The sequence below is a fragment of the Mesorhizobium sp. WSM4814 genome (genome assembly GCF_055811595.1).
Genome location: NZ_JBVVQT010000007.1, coordinates 153,969 through 173,651 on the forward strand (window position 1 = coordinate 153,969; position 19,683 = coordinate 173,651).

Consider the following 19,683-nt stretch of genomic DNA (forward strand, 5'->3'; position numbering starts at 1 on the left):
GGGGAGGGGCGAATGTCGTTTGGCGTCAGGCTGAGGGTTTCAGGGAGTCACGCCTGCTTTACGCGACCGGAGATGAAGGTTGAGCGCGTCTCCTATGACGTGATGACACCTTCGGCGGCACGTGGGATTCTGGAGGCGATCCACTGGAAGCCAGCCATCAGATGGGTGGTGGATGCCATCCATGTTTTGAATGTCATTCGTTTCCAGTCCGTCCGCCGCAACGAAGTCGGCAGCAAGGTTTCTGCTCGAAACGCCAAGACCGCCATGAACCGCGGCAGCCTCGAAGGGTTGCACCTTCTCGTCGATGAGGATCGCCAGCAGCGAGCCGCCACAGTGCTCGTCGACGTCGCCTATCTCATCGAAGCGCATTTCGAGTTAACCGACAAGGCCGGTCCCGACGACAACGAGGGCAAGCATCTCGATACGTTCAACCGTCGCGCGGCGCGGGGGCAATGCTTCCATCAGCCCTGCCTCGGCACACGCGAGTTCGCGGCAGCCTTCGAACTGCTGCCGCCGGGTGCACCGTTGCCGGACGCGATCAAGGAAACGCGCGACCTTGGCTTCATGCTGTGGGACATCGACCATGGGGCGCCGGACAAGCCTTCGCTGTTTTTCCGTGCTGGCCTCAACAACGGGGTGATGCGCATTCCGGCTCCCAATTCTTCGGAGATCCGGCGATGAGCATTTTGGCTTCACTTGCCAAGGCCTACGACCGCCTGCCCGATGTTCCGCCCTTTGGCTATTCCACCGAAAAAATAGGCTTCGTTGTCTCACTCCACGATAATGGAACAGTGGCTAGCGTTGTCGATCTGCGAGACGGCACGGGCAAGAAGAAACTGCCGCGCATGATGCAGGTGCCGCAGCCGACCAAACGCACCGCAGGCATCGCGCCCAACTTCCTCTGGGATAAGACTTCCTACGTGCTTGGCGTCACGGCAGGAGAGGGCAAGCGCACAGCCGACGAGCATGCCGCTTTTGTGAAACGCCACCGCGAGGCGCTTGAAGACTCGGACGACACCGGCCTGAGGGCGTTGTCCCTGTTCCTTGAAGGCTGGGCGCCCGGACGGTTCGTGGGGCCAACATGGCTTGACGAGATGAAAGACCAGAACGTGGTCTTCGCGCTCGAAAGCGAAAGGCGCCACGGCATATATCTTCACGATCGGCCAGCCGCCAAGGCTTTGTGGGTGGACCGGAGCAGCGGCGGCGGGGATGCCGCCTCGATCTGCCTCGTGACCGGCTCGAATGGAGCGGTCGCGCGCCTCCACCCGGCGATCAAAGGCGTATGGGGTGGGCAATCCTCCGGCGCATCCATCGTATCGTTCAATCTCGACGCCTTCACGTCCTATGAACACGAGCAGGGCGACAATGCTCCCGTCTCCGAAGCAGCCGCCTTCAAATATTCCACCGCGCTCAACACATTCCTTGCCGGCAAGACCAACCGGATCCAGGTCGGCGATGCCTCCACCGTTTTCTGGGCTGATGCCTCCAACGCCGAGGTGGCGCGTACGGCGGAAGGCACGTTCGGCGCGATGTTTTCGGACGTCGACGAAGTCACCCAAGCCGGCAAGGTCGGCGATATCCTCGCACGCATGCGCAAGGGCCTGCCACTCAAGGTGGCCGCCCCCGAACTTGAAAACGGCGTCCGCTTCTATGTCCTTGGTCTTGCTCCGAATGCCGCGCGGCTTTCGATCCGGTTCTGGTTCGAGAACGATTTCGGCGTGCTGGCGAAAAACTATCAGCGTTTCGTTGCCGAAATGGACGTCGATCCGCAGCCGCGAAATGCGTATCCCGCACTATGGAAATATCTCGCCGAAACCGCGGTGCTGGGCAAACGCGAAAACGTGCCGCCTAATCTCGCCGGGGAATGGATGCGATCGATCCTGACCGGCACCCGTTATCCGCTGACGTTGCTCTCGACGGTGCTGATGCGCATTCGCGCGGACGGAGAGGTGAACGCGCTCAGGGTGAGTATCCTGAAAGCGCTGCTCGTTCGAAATTTCAACAAGGCAATTGGGGAGGTTCCTGTGTCATTCCAACCGGAGAATAGGAACAAGGGCTATCTGCTCGGGCGGTTGTTCGCTGCCTATGAACAAATACAAACGGCCGCGCTCGGTCGCAACGTCAACGCCACCATCAAGGACAAATTCTACTCTTCGGCATCCGCCCAACCTCGCAAGGTGTTCGCTTTGCTCGACCGGGGATCAGCCAACCATCTTTCGAAGGTCGGCAAGCAAAGGCCAGGACACAGGGTCAATCTCGAAAAAACCATCGGCGCTATCCTCGAACGCATGTCGCCCGACAGCGATCCCTTCCCGGCATCCCTATCCGCCGAAGAGCAGGCACTGTTCGGCCTCGGCTACTACCATCAGCGCGGCGAATTCTTCCGCAAACCCGAAACCGTCGACACACAGGATGCCGCATCATGAACGCCCTTTCCAACCGCTATGATTTCGTCCTGCTGTTTGATGTATCCAAAGGCAACCCGAACGGCGACCCGGATGCCGGCAACATGCCGCGGCTCGATCCCGAGACCAATCACGGCCTGGTTTCGGACGTCAGCCTCAAGCGCAAGGTGCGCAACTATGTCGAGTTCGCCAAAGGCGAACATCAGAGCTACAACATCTACGTCAAGGAAGGCGCGATCCTGAATGAACAGCACCGCAAGGCCTATGTCGCGCTACGCCCCGACGACGGAAAAGCCGCCAAGGACGCCAAGCTAAATCCCAAAGACGACGATGAAGGGCGAGCTCTGACAAGATTTATGTGTGCGAATTTCTTCGATGTTCGCACCTTCGGCGCGGTCATGTCGACCGGCATCAATGCTGGCCAGGTGCGTGGGCCGGTGCAGATGACCTTTGCGAGTTCCATCGAGCCGATCGTGCCCCAGGAAATCTCCATCACCCGCATGGCTGCAACCAATGAGGCAGAGAAAAAGCAACGGGTGGAGGGCAGCGAGGAAGGCAATGGCCGCGTTGACAACCGCACCATGGGCCGCAAGCATATTGTACCCTATGGGCTCTACCGAGCCCACGGTTTCGTCTCCGCGAAACTTGCCGAACGCACGGGCTTTTCCGATGCAGACCTTGACTTGCTCTTCGAGGCGCTCTCGACAATGTTCGAGCACGATCGGTCGGCAGCGCGCGGAGAAATGGCAAGCCGCAAGCTCGTCGTCTTCAAACACGCGAATTCGCTCGGCAACGCACCAGCCCATGTGCTGTTTGATCGCGTAAGGGTTGGCCGCAGCATCGACGGCGTGCTCCGCGATGTCGACGATTCCGGCATTGGCAATTATCCACCGGCTCGTAAATTCAGTGACTACCAAATCGAGATCGATCGTGAAGGGCTACCTGACGGCGTGGAGATTATCGAGCGTCTGTGAGCATGGCGCCGGGCGGAACCCTGGCCACCCAGCCCGACGAACGGGATGCCGATCCCATTCCGCTCTCGGCGTTGCAGCACGCTGTCTATTGTCTGCGGCAAGCCGCACTCATCCATGTCGAGCGAATGTGGGAAGAGAACCGGTTTACGGCGGAAGGCCATGTCATGCATACTCTCGTTATCTGAATCCATTGAAAGCGCGATACAGCGCGAACATGGAACGTGCCGGAAAATTCCGACGGATTCGCACCGGCGCTAGTTCTTTGAAATCGTGGAACTATGTGCGTCAAGCAGGGTTTTCGCCCGACCTTCTGCTCAGTCGTGGGACCATGTTTGCGATCCAGCTCATATTTCTTCAAACCTGGCAATCTGTTAGCTGAGGCAGTGTCGCCCCTCTCGCGGGGGGCGTGAATCGAAACATTTCATCTCCTGTCTCGGCGCGCGCTCAAAAGGGCGTCGCCCCTCTCGCGGGGGCGTGGATCGAAACTACCTCTGCACCAACATCCACACAAAGCCCTTTGTCGCCCCCCTCCGGGGCGTGGATCGAAACTCCATCAGTTCGGCGCCGTCAACGATTTGGCAATCGTCACCCCTCTCGCGGGGGCGTGGATCGAAACAACAAGCTTCTAATGCCCGCTGGCGCGCTTGCGGACGCCCCTCTCGCGGGGGCGTGGATCGAAACCCATGTCAGTCCTCCTTGACCCGGCGATCCGGCTGTCGCCCTCTCGCGGGGGCGTGGATCGAAACATGTGCGACAGCACGACGTTGAAATTGTCGGGGGTCGCCCCTCGCGGGGGCGTGGATCGAAACACGGACCAGCCGTGTTTCCAATGCGTTTCCATGTCGCCCCTCTCGCGGGGCGTGGATCGAAACTTCGTCGTGGCGAGCACCTTGGCACCCGGGTAGAGGTCGCCCCTCTCGCGGGGGCGTGGATCGAAACTCACCATAGACGCCGAGATCGACCATCGTGCGTGGATCGAAACATGCTTTCGGTGCCGGCTTTCGTCGACGGCGATGGTCGCCCCTCTCGCGGGGGCGTGGATCGAAACCATGTCCCGCCAGTCAGCGTGACGGTATGGGCCGGTCGCCCCTCTCGCGGGGGCGTGGATCGAAACGATATGACGCCGGTTGCAGGATTGCCTGCAAGGTGTCGCCCCTCTCGCGGGGCGTGGATCGAAACCACTGCGCGTCGTTCTTCCCGGCAATGGCTGTAGTCGCCGGGGCGTTGGATCGAAACACAGTCACGGACAACTCGGCATCCGGCACAGCGGGTCGCCCCTCTCGCGGGGGCGTGGATCGAAACTGGGACCCGGCGCACTGGCAGCTGAAGGGCTGGCGTCGCCCCTCTCGCGGGGGCGTGGATCGAAACTGGAATCATGAAATGTTCAAGCACGTCGTGCCGAAGTCGCCCCTCTCGCGGGGTGTGGATCGAAACATGCACTCCTGCACATAATCGATGGCGCCAGGAGTCGCCCCGGGGCGTGGATCGAAACATCATCGCCGCACTAACGCTAGCGTTTGCAGCCGTCGCCCCTCTCGCGGGGGCGTGGATCGAAACCTGCACACAACCACGAAGGACACGCTGCCTTCCGTCGCCCCTCTCGCGGGGGCGTGGATCGAAACCACAAGGGCAACATCTGCATACCCTCATCGTGCAGGTCGCCCCTCTCGCGGGGGCGTGGATCGAAACCATGTCTTCACGCTTTCGGCGGCGTCGGGAACCGGTCGCCCCTCTCGCGGGGGCGTGGATCGAAACCATGTTGGAAAGCATCAGGAACAAATCGGCGTAGGTCGCCCCCTCTCGCGGGGGCGTGGATCGAAACATGTGTTCCCCCTCTGGTTGCCGTGCTTGGCGGTGTCGCCCCTCTCGCGGGGGCGTGGATCGAAACGACCATCAATTATTCGGAGATGGTCAAGAAAGCGGGTCGCCCCTCTCGCGGGGGCGTGGATCGAAACTCCCGCACTCTGCAGCCGTATGTGCGTGGCACGGGTCGCCCCTCTCGCGGGGGCGTGGATCGAAACTTCGAGGGCAGGCAGTGGACCGCTACGGCGCTGGCGTCGCCCCTCTCGCGGGGGCGTGGATCGAAACATGTTGGAACGCAGATCGACTATATCGCGGCCCTGTCGCCCCTGTCGCGGGGGCGTGGATCGAAACTACCGTCCGGAAGTGGACGCCGCCTTTGACGAGGAGTCGCCCCTCTCGCGGGGCGTGGATCGAAACGATCAAGCTTTGATTGACGGCAACGTTGCGCTGAAGTCGCCCCTCTCGCGGGGGCGTGGATCGAAACAAGGCGTCCATGCCGTCGAAGCGGTCGAGCGCGCGTCGCCCCTCTCGCGGGGGCGTGGATCGAAACTTCGAAGCATCGTCGTCCCGCTCGCCACGCGCGCGTCGTCCCTCTCGCGGGGGCGTGGATCGAAACCACTCATACCCGAGCGGCGCATACCCGAAGGTAGTCGCCCCTCTCGCGGGGGCGTGGATCGAAACTATTTCGAACCCGGTTCGCTGAGCACAAGGGATGGTCGCCCCTCTCGCGGGGGCGTGGATCGAAACCCTCTCCACAAGCACGACACTGCGAGCGCCTGGGTCGCCCCTCTCGCGGGGGCGTGGATCGAAACACCTTCGAAATGATGGAAACGGCGGAAATCTTGAGTCGCCCCTCTCGCGGGGGCGTGGATCGAAACTTCTCAGCCGGCGGTCGCTATTCGCCGATGGCTTGTCGCCCCTCTCCAGGGGGCGTGGATCGAAACTCGGCCTTTCGCCCGGATATATATATCGGGCATAGTGTCGCCCCTCTCGCGGGGGCGTGGATCGAAACTACACGCCGCTGTCGTTCGACAATCTGCTCAAGACGTCGCCCCTCTCGCGGGGGTGGATCGAAACATCTCGGAAAGGGTTGGCTGGTCGCTGTCGCCAGGTCGCCCCTCTCGCGGGGGCGTGGATCGAAACTTCGTCGACTATGAGGACGCCGAGGGCGGGCGCCGTCGCCCCTCTCGCCGGGGGCGTGGATCGAAACAGCGTCGGACGTGCCACGGTGCCCGCGTGGTCGAGTCCCCCCGGGGGCGTGGATCGAAACAAGCACGTATCGAGAATGATCCGGAAGCCGTCGCGTCGCCCCTCTCGCGGTTCTCTCGCGGGGGGCGTGGATCGAAACCATGTGCGGAGATCTTCCAAGATCCGGCGTGCCGGTCGCCCGCGGGGGCGTGGATCGAAACGTCACCAGCGTGCCATAGCCGTCCCTCACCTCAGAGCACGGGCCGTTCCCCTCTCCAAAGCTTTTTGCAGAACCTTCAGGACACTATCCCCGGCTGCGCGCGGCTGGCGTCGCTCGACGCAAATAAACCGATCGACGCGACGCTAGCGGAAAATAGGACCCTGAACGGACACTCGGTCTCCAGACTGAAAGGCCGCCCCGAACCGGACTATTGTCCTGGTTGCCGGTTCGGATTTCCCGTCGCCGCAACCCTTCCGGATGGATGCCTCAGATCTTCAGGTGCTGAAGAACGCGGGCCGCTGTGCCTGCCGTCACATCCCCGGCATCGTCGATCCGGCCGAGCTTCAGCACCGCCCAACTGTCCGCGATGCCGAGGGCGAAAGGCAGGTTCTGCTCGACGATCAGGATCGTCGTGCCGTTCGTCCGGCGCTCCTCCCTGAGTGCCGCGGCGATGCGTTCGACGACTGAGGGCTGCAGGCCCTCGGAAATCTCGTCGATCAGCAACAGCTTCGGCTGCAGCATCAGCGCGCGGCCGAGGATGAGCATCTTCTGCTCGCCGCCGGACAGCGTTCCGGCCCGTTGCGACAGGCGCTCCCCGAGGAACGGAAAATGTCCAAAAACCCGTTCCACGGCTTGCGCAAAATCGCGATCCGAGCGCAAGGCGAGGCGCAGATTGTCGCGCACGCTGAGATCCTGGAACAGCGCCTGCTCCTGCGGTGCGTAGCCGACGCCGGACGCGATCAGCGAAGCCTGCGAGACGCCTGAAATGGACGCGCCATCGAGGCGGATGTCGCCCGAACGCAGCGCCACGAAGCCGAGGATGGTTTTCAGCACGGTGGTCTTGCCCATGCCGTTCTTGCCCATCAGCGCGAAGATCTGTCCGGGCGCGATCGCCAGCGACAGCGCCTCGATGATGGCAACCGGCCCGTAGCCGCTCGACACATTCGACAGCGACAGTTTTGGCGCGAAGGTTTTGGCCTCTGCCTGCCTTGCCTCAAGCATGGGCGCCTCCCGAATAGATCGTCCTCACCACTTCGGAATTGACGACCTGATCGACGCTGCCGTCGAGCACCAGCTTGCCCTGGTGGAGAACGACGATCCTGGTCGAGATGTCGCGGACGAAATCGAGATCGTGCTCGACCAGGATGACGGCGAAGCCGAGCTCGCCGGTCAGCTTCTGCAGCGTCGCGCCGATGGTGGTGCGTTCGACCTTGGTCAGCCCGGCCGTCGGCTCGTCGAGCAGGATGAGTTTTGGCTCGAGCGCAACGACCATGGCGAGCTCGAGACTCTGCTTCTGGCCATGCGACAGCAGCGACACCGGCCGACCGAGCATGCGGTCGAGGCCGGTCGAGCGCAGAATGTCTGCGGCGGCCGTCGGCAATCCAAGCATGACGGAGCGGCGCAGCAGGCTCGGCGCATTGCGCGAGGCGCGTGCCATGCGCAGGCAGGCGGCGACGGTCAGGCTGTCGAAGACGCTCGCCACCTGGAACTTGCGTCCGACCCCGAGGGCGACGATTTCATTCGGCGTCATGCCGCTGATGTCCTGGCCGGCGATGGTGACGGTTCCGGTCGTGGCTTCGGTGCCGTCGGTCAGGCAGCGCATCAGCGTCGTCTTGCCTGCGCCATTCGGACCGACGAGGCTGACCAGCTCGCCGGCGCGAACGTCGAGGTCGATCCCTTGCAGCACCTGCAGGCTGCCGAAGGATTTGCCGAGGCCGCTGACGGCGAGCACGCGGTCGCCGACCTCCAATCCGTTGCCGCTCGGCTCGGCGACGAGGGCAGGGCACCCAGGTTGGCTGGTCTGCTCTCCATTGCGGCGCGGCAGGACCATTCTGGCCAGTTGCGCCAGCCCGTTCGGCAACAGGATGATCATCACGACGAACAGCGCGCCGACCACCAGGTTCCACAGGAAGGGCAGGTCGCCGGAAAGCTGGGCGCTCAGGTAATCGATGCCGATCGCGCCCATCACCGGCCCGATGATCGTGCCGCGGCCGCCCAGCGCCGTCCAGATGACGATCTCGGTGCCGAAGACGAAGCCGGTGTTTTCCGGCGCCACCACGCCCGAGGCGTTGGCATAGAGGAAACCGGCAATGCCGGCGACGCCGGCAAGGATCGTCGTCAGCACGATCTTCAGCCGCTGCGGATCGAGACCGAGATAGGCGCAGCGCGCTTCATTGTCGCGAATGGCGACGAGCAGCTTGCCGGCATCCGAGCGGGTGAAGACCAGGGCGACGAGCGTGGTGACGATGAGGCAGACGCCGGTCAGCCGGAAATAGCCCGGCAAGCCGAGCGGCAGGCCGGAATAGCCGACCAGCCCGCTGCTCGATCCGGTCCACACGCCACCCGAAAACACCAGCTGCGTGACCACGATCGGCACGACCAGCGAAATCACCGTCGCATAGAGCGGCGTCGAGCCGTGGCCGAATGACAGCCAGCCAACGAAGGCACCGAGCAGCACCGGCACGATGATCGCCAATGCAAGCGCCAGGACCATCAGCGCCGGGGAGGCGCCGAGATGGCTGAGCACCATCGCGCTGGCATATGCGCCGGTGCCGAAGAACGCAGCCTGGCCGAAGGTCAGGATGCCGGTGTAGCCCCACAGGATGTCGACGGTCACTGCCAACATAGCGTAGATCATCGAGCGGGTCAGCACATTGAGCGTGAAGCGGTCGAACAGCGCCGGGCCGATGATGACGACGACCGCCGTTGCAAGCGCCAGCGCGGCAAACAGCCAGGCCCTTGGTGGGGTGGAACGGCTCTCAGGCACGGGCAAATCCCTTCGGGCTGATGCGCAGCACCAGGGCGCAGAGGACCGCCACCGTGATGCCGCCGAAAATGGGGCTGACGAAAGTGCTGACCAGAACCTGGGCGCCACCGAAGACGAGGCAGGCGACGGCCAGCGTCGAGAAGGACGAGCCGGCGACCATGACCAGCATGAACGAGCCGATCAGCCAGGCGACGCCCATGTTCGGGTCGACGCTGGTCAGCGGCGTCAACAGCACGCCGGCCAGCGCGGCGAGCCCGGTGCCGATCATGAAGGTGGCGAGGCGCACGCGCGCGGTGTCGATGCCGAGCGCGCGCGCCAGCATCTCGTTCATGATCACTGCCTGCGCCGACAGGCCGAGCCGCGTGCCCTCGAGAAGGAAGGTGAAGGCGAGCCCGATCGCCAGCGCGGCGGCGACCGCAAACAGCCGGTAGAGCGAATAGCCGACGCCAAACACATCGACGGTGCCCGACAGGAGATTGGGAGTGAATTGCACGTCGCGCCCGAACCACAGCGTGATCAACTGACCGATGACGATGCCCAGGCCCCAGGTCGCCAGGATCGCGTCGAGCGGGCGGCGATAGAGCGGCCGCACGATGACCAATTCGGTGATGCCGCCAAGGACTGCGCCGACGGCAAAGGCGATCGGCAGCGCCAGCCAGGGGTTGAGCCCAAGGCCGGCTGTTGCCACCGCGCAATAGGCGCCGATCGTCAGCCAGGCGCCGTGCGCGAAATTGATGATCTTCAGCACCCCGAAAATCGCCAGCAGGCCAGCGGCGACGATGAACAGGATCGCCGCCGTCGTCACCATGTCCAGGAGAAGCATCATGGCAAGTCCCCGATCATGTGGAAGGGGCGGGGGACAATCGCCACCCCGTAACGATTGCCGGCGCGACTACAGGGTCGGGCACTGTTCGCCAGGGTCGACGCCCTCGAAAGTGTCGACCACCGTGACCGAGCCATCCGGCTTTACCTGGCCGAGATACATGGTCAGCGGAGCATGGTGCTGCCTGCTCATCGAGACCGTGCCGCGCGGGCCGACAAAGGATACTTCAGGTAGGGCTGCGAGCACAGCGGCGGTGTCGGTCGACCCGGCTTTCTCGACTGCGGCCTTGTAGAGATAGATGCCTTCATATTCCGGCACCGAAAGGTCGTTCGGCGTGCGAAGTTCGGCGCCGAATTTCTTCTGCATGGCGGCAAGGAAGCTCTTGTTGGCGGCGCTGTCGATGCTGGTGACATAGGAAGCGGAAATGAAGATTCCGGCCGCGTCTGCGCCCATGCTCCTGGCGGTTCCTTCATCGACGGCCAGGTTGCCGTAGGGGATGGTGACACCGGCGCCGCGCAACTGCTTGGTCAACGTGACATTGGGCGCGCCGCCCGCCGTCGAGGTGATCACGGCATCGGCGCCAGAGCCCTTCAGATTGGAGATGATCGCCGTCCAGTCGCTGCCTTCCATCGGCAGGTATTCCTCGCCGACGATGCTGGCGCCCGACTTCTCGATGTAAGCCTTGGCGAACTCCAGCATGCCGCGGCCGAAAGCATAGTCCGAGCCGATCAGGAAGAATTTCCTGGCGCCTTGCGACTTGATGAAATTGTCGACGATCGGCGGGACCTGCTGCTCGGGCACCCAGGCGTTGACGAACAAATTGGCGTTGCAGGATTTGCCCTCGTAAAACGAGGTGTAGATGTAAGGGATGTCGCCCTTCGAGATGATCGGCAGGCCGGCATTGCGCGCCGCGCTCGTCTCCATGGTGATAACGGCGTTGACCTCCTTCTGGAAGACCAGCGCATCGAAGGCCTTCTGCGCGCCGGCTGCACCGGAGGCGTCGTCGGCGATCTCCAGTGCAAGCTGCCGCCCCAGCACACCGCCAGCTTCGTTGATCTCGGCGACCGCCAATTCGGCCGACTGGACGACCGAGGGCGCGACGACGCTGTTGGCGCCCGACAGTCCCACCGGGATGCCGATCTTGATTGGCCCGTCCTCGGCGAAGGCGGTGGTCGCCACGGCGACGCCGGCCAAGGCGGCGCTGGCGATTGCAAGGATCACTGTTCTGTTTGTCATGGTATTCCCCTTTCTCAGTGTTGATCGTACCGGTTCGTGCCGGCTTCTTCCTGGTTATCCGTAGACGTCGGTGCGGCGGTCGCCGATAGCGTCGTTACGCTCGCTCAGCGCCCGGCTCCTGGCGACGTCGCCGAGCCTGATCGTGGCGATGAGGATTTCCTCGTCCTGCTCGCTGGCCGGGCCGGCGATCGGCCAGCCGGTCGGCCCGACGATCAGGCTCCGGCCGACAAAGGGCTGGCCGCGCTCGGTGCCGACGCGGTCGGCGCAGGCGATGTAGATGCCGTTGCTGTGGGCGGCCGCCTTGTGCAGGATGTTGGCCATCGGTTCGAGGTGATGGCCCTGGCCGGGCATCGGCACCCAGTTGGTGGGAACGCAGACCAGCTCTGCACCCTGCAGCGCCAGCTGCCGGTAGGTCTCGGGGAACCAGCCATCGTAGCAGATCGCCACGCCGATCCTGCCGATCGCCGTATCGAACACCGGCAGGCCGAGATTGCCCGGCTGGAAATAGAGCTTCTCCCGGTTCCACAGATGCAGCTTGCGGTAGGTGCCGATAGGGCCGGACGGCCCGCACAGCATGGCTGCGTTGAAGAACCGGTCGCCATCGCGCTCGGCAAGGCCGCTGACGATGTGCATTCCGAGTTCATAGGCTAGCGAGCATAGCAGCACGGCACTGCGTCCGGCAGGGATGGGGGCGGCGATTGCGGCCAACTCTTCCTGGCTGTCGAAGACATAGCCGCTGTCGGCGAGTTCCGGCAGCACCACCACCGTTGCGCCGAGCCCGGCGGCCTGGCGGATCAGCCGCTCCATCGACTTGAGATTATCGTCCAACCGGCCGACGGCCGGCTGGAACTGGATGCAGGCCAGACGGAGGTCCGCGGAAGCTTGCTCAGATATTGCCAAGTCCAGTCTCCAAACGCAAAAAACCCCTGGCGCGGACATCATCCGCGAGCCAAGGGCTACATAGCCATCAATGTGAAACGGCACTCCTGCCGATGAGCAAACCTGCTCGTGCTTTAAGAAGTTGCACAGCCGGGAGGCCGCGTCAAGGGCCAAAGAGCCCGGCAGTCTGCCGCGCAAGGAAGTGGCTGTTTAGAGGAATAAAATCAGATGGTTGTAAGAACTTTCTGATGCGATAATCTTGTCGGGCTGTCGGCTGTCCGGCTATTTCTGATTGCCTGGCGCGGAAATCCCGAAGCCGAAAGTCCGCATCGCCTCCTGCGCGGCGAGGATGCCTTCGGCCACCGAAACCAGGGCCACCCGCTTCGATGTCGCCTGGTCGCGGATCAGCTTGTAGGCGGTTTCCTCATCGACGCCGTTCATCTCGACCAGCACCTTGACCGCCTTCTCGATCGTCCGGCGTCCCTTCAGCGTATCCTCCAGCTTGCGCACCTTGTTGGCCAGCCGCCCTTCGTAGCCGTAGCGGTAGCGGGCCAGTGCAAACTGCGTCAGCACGCCCAACTGCCTGAGCGGCTTGGTGATGACGCCATGGGCGTTGAGGTCGATGATCGCTTTGATCGAGGTCGGGCTTTCATAGGTGACGATGGCGACCACGGCGGCGTTGGCGCCCTCGATGAGCGACACCATCGCGTCGGTCGGCGCCTCGCCGACCTGCACGAACACCGTGTCGATGTCGGCCGGGATCGAGGCCGGCGGCGGCCACGCCGCCCTGACTTCGCAGCCAAGGCGCCTGAGGTGGTCGACGAGGGCGGCGCCATCCTCGTCCTTCGGGTGCACGACGAGGATCTTCGCCTGCCGGAGATCGCTAAGGATGCGTTTGAGCGTCGCCGTCATCTAGAGCCACGGCTCTTCGAAATGGGTCGCAGCAAGATAGGGGTCTGGCCGGATCGCGACCTGCGACTGCCAGGCGATGTCGAACTGCCCGGTGGCGTTGGCGATGCCGATGCGTGGCGTCGACCAGACGTGGCGGTTTTCCTGGTCGAACATCATCCTGCCCTCCGGCGACGCATAGTCGACCTCAAGCGCCGCCTGGCCGAGGCGGTACGTGTCGAGGGTTCCGGCCTTTTCCAGCGCGCGGGCGAACAGGTGGACCTGCGTATACGCCGTCTGCGACCACATGGTCGCCGTCGTGCGATCGCCGAAGCGGCGAGCGAGCTCACCGACGAAGCGCTGGTTCTCGCCGCTGTCGACGCTCGCCAGATAGGGGGCGGCCAGCACATGCCCGGTGCAGTGCTCGGCGCCGATCACGCGAATCTCGCCTTCGGCGAGGGTCAGGCTGGCGATCGGCCGCCGTGTCCGGTCGATGCCGGCTTCAGCATAGAGCCTGTAGAGGATCTGTGCGCTGCGGCCGATGACGGTCGAGAAGACGGCGTTCGGCGCGGCCTTCTCGATGTCGGCCATCAGCCGGCGCATGCGGCGTTCATCGGCGTCGAGCGGCACATACTGTTCCTCGACGATGGTGCCGCCCTTGCATTCCAGGAGGTCGCGCATCACCCGGTTGGATTCATGCGGATAGATGTAGTCGGACCCGGCCATGAAGACGCGCGGTCCGTAACGCTGCAGGATGAAGTCGGCTAGTGCGAAGGTATTCTGGTTGAGGGTGGCGCCGGTGTAGAGGACGTTTTCCGAATATTCGAATCCTTCGTAGATCGACGGGTACCAGAGCAGGCCGTTGTAGCGCTCGACGATCGGCAGCACCGCCTTGCGGCTGCCCGACATCGAGCAGCCGAAGATGACGTTGACATCGTCTTCGGTCAGAAGCTTGCGGGCCAGCGAGCGGAACGCCTCGGGGTCGCTGCCAGGATCGTAGGCGATCGGCTCGATCTGCCGCCCCAGCACGCCGCCGCCGGCATTGATCTCCTCGATGGCGAGCGCGGTTCCATAGAAGTGCTCGCTTTCGGTGACCGAGGTGATGCCGCTGCGCGAAAAAAGGATGCCGACGCGCCATGTCCCGGCTGGTTCTCTCACGGCAATCCTCCCTGGCCTTTTCCGGCAAAGGCCTATTGCACGCGAGGCGTCATGGCAATCGCCATCGGGGCTGGAGTGGCGCTGGAGCCCGGCCGGGGCACGAGTGCCAGCATGCTGCGACGATGCTGGCCGCAACTTTCGGGGCAGGAAAGCGAAGAGCAGGAGGCGGCTTACTTCAGATGTATTGGTGCCGTTGAGCATGGCGACATCGGTGAGGCCACGGTTGGCTCCATCCGTATGTTGGCCTGGGTGGTACAAATGGGCTCGACGCAAAAGGTCGATCAGATCGCTTCGGGTCCGCAGTGCCTGATGCCCAGCACGACCGCACCTCGTCGGCTCGCCGCATCGCCGACTGGATTTCACCAGCGTCGGCCCATTGCCGAATCCAATCAGACAGTTCGGCATGATCACCGAATTAACCACATTCGAAGAAGGAGAAAGGCGGTTGGGTTTGTCACCGATCCGTCTCGCGCAACATGTTACTGTTAGAATTGGGGGCATCCGCAGCACGTCCAGGCGCAAAGGCAAGGAAGAGACAGGATGCCGACCTTAAGCAATGGCAGTGAACTCATCGTATGGAACGAACCAGAGAATCCCAATCCGACCCCTGACTCGGTCCTTTTCAGCATTACGGAAACAGACGGCGACGTAATCGGACCGATAGGCGCAAAGCCGGATTTCCCTTACGGTGGGATCGAACTAGCTTCGGTCGATGTCTTCGATGGCTTCTTCACCATCACCAGCTTCACCCACGAGGGCAGGACCGAAACCTGGACGACAGTGGAAACGCAGGTCTTCGACAACGAAGGCAATTTTCTCCGCACCGTGTCCGACCAGGCGGCTTTCCAGTCGGTCCGGATCGTCTCGATCAGCGCCGACAGCCCCGACGACCTCACGGTGACATGGATCGGGGCGAACGAATATTTCGGCGGCGAAAACACCCAATACGGTCAGCACCAGATCATCTTGAAAGGGGGCGTGCTTCAGTCCGACACCTTCGTTAATCACGCGCCCACCGTTGCCGACCTGGACTTGTCGATTTCGCAGGCGCAATCTCTCGACGACGTCAAGTTCAGCGCGACAGATGCCGACTACGATCTCTTGAACTTTATCGTCTTGGACGGGCCGGACAGCGGCACCCTGGAGCAGGAGACGAGTTTCGACGGTAACTACTACCCGTTTCACCAGGGTCATTATGGCACTACCCTGCACTATCATGCGGATTTTCTGAGCGGAAACCTGTTCGATTACACACCGGAGGCAGGGTTCATCGGCACCGACAGCTTTACGGTTTACGCTACGGACGGCCAGGGCCACAGCAATGTGGCGACGATTACGATCACCGTCACTCCGCCGGCCGAATCCATTACCCTGACCGAGGCCAAAAACATCGCGAGCTACGCAAGCCATGATCATGCCGTGCTCGTCGCCGCGCTGGGCGGGGGCGACCGCATCAGCGGCACCCCGTTCAACGATACGCTCGACGGCGGTGCCGGCCACGACCAGCTGTTCGGCGGCGCGGGCGCCGACGACATCATTGGAGGCGCGGGCACCGATTGGCTGAAGGGCGGCGGTGGCGATGACGAGATCAGCGGTGGTGAGGGCGCAGACGGCGTCCGCGGTGACACTGGCAACGACGTCCTCGACGGCGGCGCCGGCTCCGACGACATGCGAGGTGGTGCTGGCGACGACATCCTCAATGGCGGCGCCGGCCGCGACCGGCTGGCCGGCGAGGGGGGCAGGGATGTCTTCGTGTTCGACGCACTTGGGCCGGCGAACTACGACAGGATAGAAGACTTCAATGCGCTCGACGATGTGTTCTGGCTGGACAGCTCCGCATTCGTCGGGCTGTCGGCCGGCTCGCTTTCCGCTGCGGTTTTCATCGTCGGCAAGCACGCCATCGATGACAACGACCACATCATTTACGACAAGGAGACCGGCGATCTGCTGTTCGATGTGGACGGAGCAGGAGGCGCGGCGACTGTCAAGTTTGCCGCCCTGGACCCGAGCACATTCCTCACAGTGGACGAGTTCTTCGTGTTATAGGCGCGCATGGTGGGGGCAGCTACATAGACCGGGCGTGATCGCGCCCATGCGCAGGATTTCCTCCCCGATTGCGCAGTAGGGGGCGTCAGGGCTCATCCGAGCCCTTCATGACCCGACTGGCTGATGTCTGCAACGGTGAGGCATGATTTCGACGAACGCGGCTATCATTTCATCCGCATTGAAAAACCTTGCATTTGACGGATGCAGTGGTGCCACGCGGCAACCCATCGTCGTGAGCCAGCCAATGCTATCGTGCTAGTTTCGCCGCACTGCGGGTGGCTATATCATCCAAGACAGCATGAAGAAGCGTTCCGACTTCCTGTTCGGCCAGCCCGGGTGCAATTCCTGATTCGGATAATTGAACGAGAATTGCCTTGGCGGTGTTGCGCCAGAAGGCGTTCGCGTCCTCCCCGTTCTTGGACTCCAGGACCAGGGCGATCCCTTCGACCAATTTTCGCCGCCGATGCAGCGGAAATGCGCTTATGTTCGAATCGCACATCGATCACCTCACCCCTTCAGTCGCGCGAATAAGCATTGGCGGGTTAGAAAATTTGGTTAACAGCGCTTTTTTGACGGTGGTCAGCCATGGAACAATGCGTCCGCTGGGGTCGATGGTCGGTGCCGCGAATAGCGGCTGGACGCAGCGGCATGGCGAGTTCGAGTCCCTGTTGAAGTACTACGGCCTAGCCCTGACGGCGCAGGAGTCCGGCATGAGTGCCAGCATGCGGCTCAGTTGACGGCCGATCGACGCCTTAGGCTTACCGGATCGGCGTCTCGCCGCGAAACAGCGGCTGGTGCGCCCGCATCAAGGCGGTAATCCGGTCGGCGACTTTTCGCACCGGCGGCGCGTGACGTTCCTCGTGATGGCTGACGATCCATTGGTCGGTTTCGAGTTCGGGGATAGGCTGAGCGACGCGGACCAGCCGCGGATCGCTGTCACCGACGAAGCACGGAAAGATCGAAAGGCCGGCGCCGGCGGCGACCAGTTCGCGCACCGAATGGGTGTTGTTGCCGCGCACGGCGATGCGGTCGCCGTGATGGGCTTGCAGCCAGCGCGCCGAGGCAATGTTTGCCGCTTCGCCGGTGACGCCGACGAACAACCCGGCGGCGATGCCGTTGATCAGGTGGCGTCCGGAATAAATGGCGTAGGCGATCTTGCCGCTCTGACGGCCGGCCAACCACTGTTCGGTCGGGCGCTCGCCGCGGATGCCGATGTCGGCGGCACGGCGGCCGATGTCGACGCGGTCGGTGGTGGTGACGAGCTCCACCCTTATGCCGTCATCGACCGTCCAGATCTCGCCGATATGGGCGGAAACGAAGGCTGAGGTCCATGGCCCGGCCGAGACGCGGACAATGCGGTCGGGCAGGTTCCCCTCGCGCCAGCGGGTCAGCGACTGCATTGCTGCCTCGACGTCTTCGGCGCGCCGCAGCAGTTCTTCACCGACCGGGGTCAGCCGGTAGCCTGTCTGCTGGCGCACGAACAGCGGTTCGCCGATCTGCTTTTCGAGCGCGGTGACGCGACGTCCAAGGGTGGCTGCGCTGAGGCGCGTGGTTCCCGTCGCTGCGCTCAAGCCACCCAGCCGCGCAACGTCGAGAAACAGCCTCAGATCGTCCCAGTCGATATTCATTTTGCAGAAATGAAAAACTCCTTGCGAGCGTGGCTGTAGCGCGAAGCGGGCATCACGCGCAAGTATGCAGGCATTGAAGGAGTTGAACAATCCTGCCTGGAGCGACAGTGACAAGCGCCTCGGCTGGCCAAGAAGTCAGCGAATCCTTGCGAAACGCGCATGCGCTTCGCGCAGATGCTTTGCGTTTTCGACCAACCCCAGCGCGCGGCCATTCTGCGCGCCAAAGGAGACGATCATGTTCGATAAACTTCGACACCGTTTCGCCCGCTGGCTGGCCTATCGCCAGACGCTTGCGAGCTTGAGGCAGGCCCCAGACAGCACACTGGCGGATGCTGGCATTTCTCGCGAAGAGATCCGCGAGCATGCCCGCCACGCCAGCCTGCGTCGTTGAGGAGGCGGGTATGAGATGATGGAGCTTTGGGATGGCCGCTCGGTACCGCGCATCGGGATCGGCACCTGGGCGGCGGTGGCGCCGCGCGCTGGCGATGGCCTATGACATCGGCGCGCGGGTGTTCCGACTAGCATCCCTCTGAGGCATCGCCGAGATAAATGCGTCAGATGTTTTCCGGCGTGACTATTTCAAAAGGTATGGACCGCTGAAGGGTCGCGACCGGTGCTTGCGGTCCAATCACGTCAATCATCGTCTGCACAAGGAGGGCCGAGGTCGCCTCGAGTGGATGACAAAGCGCTGCGGTGATCATTCCCTCGGACAAGCCTTTTCGCGTCTCGGGGCCAATGTCACGGCAAACCAGCTTGATTCCCGCTCGCCTTTCGGCAGGGACCTCTCGCAGCGCACGGAGCACCCCGGTTATTCCACCACCGACGATCAGAATTCCCACAAGGTCATCAGTCGTCTTCAGGAGCTCGGCTACCATACGATAAGCTTCACTCGATTCCTCACGAGTAGGGCGACTTTCTTCCACTGCGAGCCGCGGAGCGTGTTCGCGCAAGTACGAACGGAAGCTGGCGTCTGAGACGTCTTGGCATTGATACCGGTGATTGCCTATGAAAACCGCAATGCGCCCTGGACCTTGGGTGGTTTGCGCAACCAAGAATGCCGCTGTGCGTCCCAGCTTCCAGTTGTCCGTGCCCACGTACGCTGCCCGTTCCGGCGCGGATTGGTCAGTAATATAAGCAACAACGGGCTTCCCCATTTCCTTCAGTGAACGGATGGCCTGACCTATGATTGGGTGATCTGCGGCAACCACCGCGACTGCGTCGCAAGTGTCGCCAAGCGCGATGAGGCGGCTAGAGATAGTCTCCGGCGTCAGTAGATCGACAAACTCGACGACAGCCTCGACCACCTCGTCGCGACGATCGCGACAGGCTGCGATGATTTTCTTTCCGAACAGTTGGTAGAGTTCACGGGTAGATTGCTGCAGCAGGAAACCAAATCGGTGATGGGGCGATAGTTTCTTGGCTCGGTCGTCGATCGCTCCGATCCCATAGAACCCGATTTCTTCGGCTGCGCTTTGTACTCGTTGCACGGTTTTTGGGCGAACGGAAACAGTGCCGCTGAGGATTCTGTTCACGGTGGCCACTGATACGCCAGCGGTTTGAGCGAGGTCGCGAATCGTCGGTCGCCTCATAGAACCGTCCCTCTACTGTATCATCATGAGTGAGACATTATGATACAAATGCAACCTCAATACTATTTTTGTGTTCCGA

Annotated in this window: 17 protein-coding genes, 1 pseudogene and 2 CRISPR repeat arrays; of the genes and pseudogenes, 8 read left to right on the top strand and 10 right to left on the bottom strand. The window is 62.6% G+C overall.

What is annotated here, in order from left to right:
• The first annotated feature begins 12 nt into the window (after window positions 1-12).
• The 4 genes and pseudogenes from cas5c to AC0L2V_RS13925 all read left to right on the top strand — a co-directional run.
• Window positions 13-681 (top strand): type I-C CRISPR-associated protein Cas5c, encoded by a 669-nt coding sequence (gene cas5c, locus AC0L2V_RS13910; protein WP_473520362.1) that lies wholly within the window; start codon window positions 13-15, stop codon window positions 679-681.
• Window positions 678-2,426, top strand: a complete 1,749-nt coding sequence (gene cas8c, locus AC0L2V_RS13915) for a type I-C CRISPR-associated protein Cas8c/Csd1 (RefSeq protein ID WP_473520363.1) — start codon at window positions 678-680, stop codon at window positions 2,424-2,426. Before cas5c ends, cas8c begins: the two co-directional genes overlap by 4 nt.
• Window positions 2,423-3,379 carry a type I-C CRISPR-associated protein Cas7/Csd2 gene (gene cas7c / locus AC0L2V_RS13920; protein ID WP_473520364.1) on the top strand — a complete coding sequence of 319 codons (957 nt, stop codon included), beginning with the start codon at window positions 2,423-2,425 and terminating at the stop codon, window positions 3,377-3,379. The genes cas8c and cas7c overlap by 4 nt, the downstream gene beginning before the upstream one ends.
• A gap of 2 nt (window positions 3,380-3,381) precedes the next feature.
• A pseudogene (locus AC0L2V_RS13925) lies at window positions 3,382-3,549 on the top strand (CRISPR-associated protein Cas4); the annotation flags it as partial.
• 1,355 nt (window positions 3,550-4,904) lie between these two features.
• Window positions 4,905-5,534: direct repeats of the CRISPR family, unit length 32 nt; unit sequence GTCGCCCCTCTCGCGGGGGCGTGGATCGAAAC.
• Window positions 5,535-5,634: 100 nt separating this feature from the next.
• Window positions 5,635-6,194: direct repeats of the CRISPR family, unit length 32 nt; unit sequence GTCGCCCCTCTCGCGGGGGCGTGGATCGAAAC.
• Between the two features lie 663 nt (window positions 6,195-6,857).
• Here AC0L2V_RS13925 and AC0L2V_RS13930 read toward each other — a convergent pair.
• From AC0L2V_RS13930 to AC0L2V_RS13960, 7 genes are all read right to left on the bottom strand, one after another.
• Window positions 6,858-7,592, bottom strand: a complete 735-nt coding sequence (locus AC0L2V_RS13930) for an ABC transporter ATP-binding protein (protein WP_473520365.1) — start codon at window positions 7,590-7,592, stop codon at window positions 6,858-6,860.
• Window positions 7,585-9,357: a branched-chain amino acid ABC transporter ATP-binding protein/permease gene (locus AC0L2V_RS13935; protein ID WP_473520366.1), complete on the bottom strand. Its 1,773-nt coding sequence runs from the start codon at window positions 9,355-9,357 to the stop codon at window positions 7,585-7,587. The genes AC0L2V_RS13930 and AC0L2V_RS13935 overlap by 8 nt, the downstream gene beginning before the upstream one ends.
• On the bottom strand, window positions 9,350-10,183 hold the full coding sequence (locus AC0L2V_RS13940; RefSeq protein ID WP_473520367.1) for a branched-chain amino acid ABC transporter permease: 834 nt from the start codon (window positions 10,181-10,183) through the stop codon (window positions 9,350-9,352). Before AC0L2V_RS13940 ends, AC0L2V_RS13935 begins: the two co-directional genes overlap by 8 nt.
• A 66-nt stretch (window positions 10,184-10,249) precedes the next feature.
• On the bottom strand, window positions 10,250-11,416 hold the full coding sequence (locus AC0L2V_RS13945) for a substrate-binding protein (RefSeq protein WP_473520368.1): 1,167 nt from the start codon (window positions 11,414-11,416) through the stop codon (window positions 10,250-10,252).
• A gap of 54 nt (window positions 11,417-11,470) precedes the next feature.
• Window positions 11,471-12,316, bottom strand: coding sequence for a nitrilase family protein (locus tag AC0L2V_RS13950; RefSeq protein ID WP_473520369.1), 846 nt, complete (start codon window positions 12,314-12,316; stop codon window positions 11,471-11,473).
• Window positions 12,317-12,577: 261 nt separating this feature from the next.
• Window positions 12,578-13,207 (bottom strand): ANTAR domain-containing response regulator, encoded by a 630-nt coding sequence (locus AC0L2V_RS13955; protein WP_292596107.1) that lies wholly within the window; start codon window positions 13,205-13,207, stop codon window positions 12,578-12,580.
• On the bottom strand, window positions 13,208-14,347 hold the full coding sequence (locus AC0L2V_RS13960; protein ID WP_473520442.1) for a transporter substrate-binding domain-containing protein: 1,140 nt from the start codon (window positions 14,345-14,347) through the stop codon (window positions 13,208-13,210).
• Between the two features lie 45 nt (window positions 14,348-14,392).
• Here AC0L2V_RS13960 and AC0L2V_RS13965 point away from each other — a divergent pair, with 45 nt between their 5' ends.
• Both AC0L2V_RS13965 and AC0L2V_RS13970 read left to right on the top strand, forming a co-directional pair.
• Window positions 14,393-14,830: a hypothetical protein gene (locus AC0L2V_RS13965; protein WP_473520449.1), complete on the top strand. Its 438-nt coding sequence runs from the start codon at window positions 14,393-14,395 to the stop codon at window positions 14,828-14,830.
• Window positions 14,831-14,881: 51 nt separating this feature from the next.
• Complete coding sequence (locus AC0L2V_RS13970) at window positions 14,882-16,387, top strand: calcium-binding protein (protein ID WP_473520370.1); 1,506 nt, start codon at window positions 14,882-14,884, stop codon at window positions 16,385-16,387.
• Window positions 16,388-16,634: 247 nt separating this feature from the next.
• Here AC0L2V_RS13970 and AC0L2V_RS13975 read toward each other — a convergent pair whose 3' ends face one another.
• A complete protein-coding gene (locus AC0L2V_RS13975) occupies window positions 16,635-16,838 on the bottom strand; it encodes a DUF6074 family protein (RefSeq protein WP_473520371.1) in 204 nt (67 codons plus the stop codon).
• A gap of 31 nt (window positions 16,839-16,869) precedes the next feature.
• On the opposite strand from AC0L2V_RS13975, the gene AC0L2V_RS13980 reads away from it, so the two are divergent.
• Window positions 16,870-17,124, top strand: a complete 255-nt coding sequence (locus AC0L2V_RS13980) for a hypothetical protein (RefSeq protein ID WP_473520372.1) — start codon at window positions 16,870-16,872, stop codon at window positions 17,122-17,124.
• A gap of 21 nt (window positions 17,125-17,145) precedes the next feature.
• Here the strand turns inward: AC0L2V_RS13980 and AC0L2V_RS13985 are convergent, their stop codons facing one another.
• The gene (locus AC0L2V_RS13985) at window positions 17,146-18,015 is read right to left on the bottom strand and encodes a LysR family transcriptional regulator (RefSeq protein WP_473520373.1); all 870 of its coding nucleotides are present in this window, start codon (window positions 18,013-18,015) and stop codon (window positions 17,146-17,148) included.
• Window positions 18,016-18,250: 235 nt separating this feature from the next.
• Between AC0L2V_RS13985 and AC0L2V_RS13990 the strand changes: the two genes are divergently transcribed.
• Window positions 18,251-18,406, top strand: a complete 156-nt coding sequence (locus AC0L2V_RS13990; protein ID WP_084833633.1) for a YjiS-like domain-containing protein — start codon at window positions 18,251-18,253, stop codon at window positions 18,404-18,406.
• Between the two features lie 163 nt (window positions 18,407-18,569).
• Here the strand turns inward: AC0L2V_RS13990 and AC0L2V_RS13995 are convergent, their stop codons facing one another.
• The gene (locus tag AC0L2V_RS13995; RefSeq protein ID WP_473520374.1) at window positions 18,570-19,604 is read right to left on the bottom strand and encodes a LacI family DNA-binding transcriptional regulator; all 1,035 of its coding nucleotides are present in this window, start codon (window positions 19,602-19,604) and stop codon (window positions 18,570-18,572) included.
• Window positions 19,605-19,683: the final 79 nt, after the last annotated feature.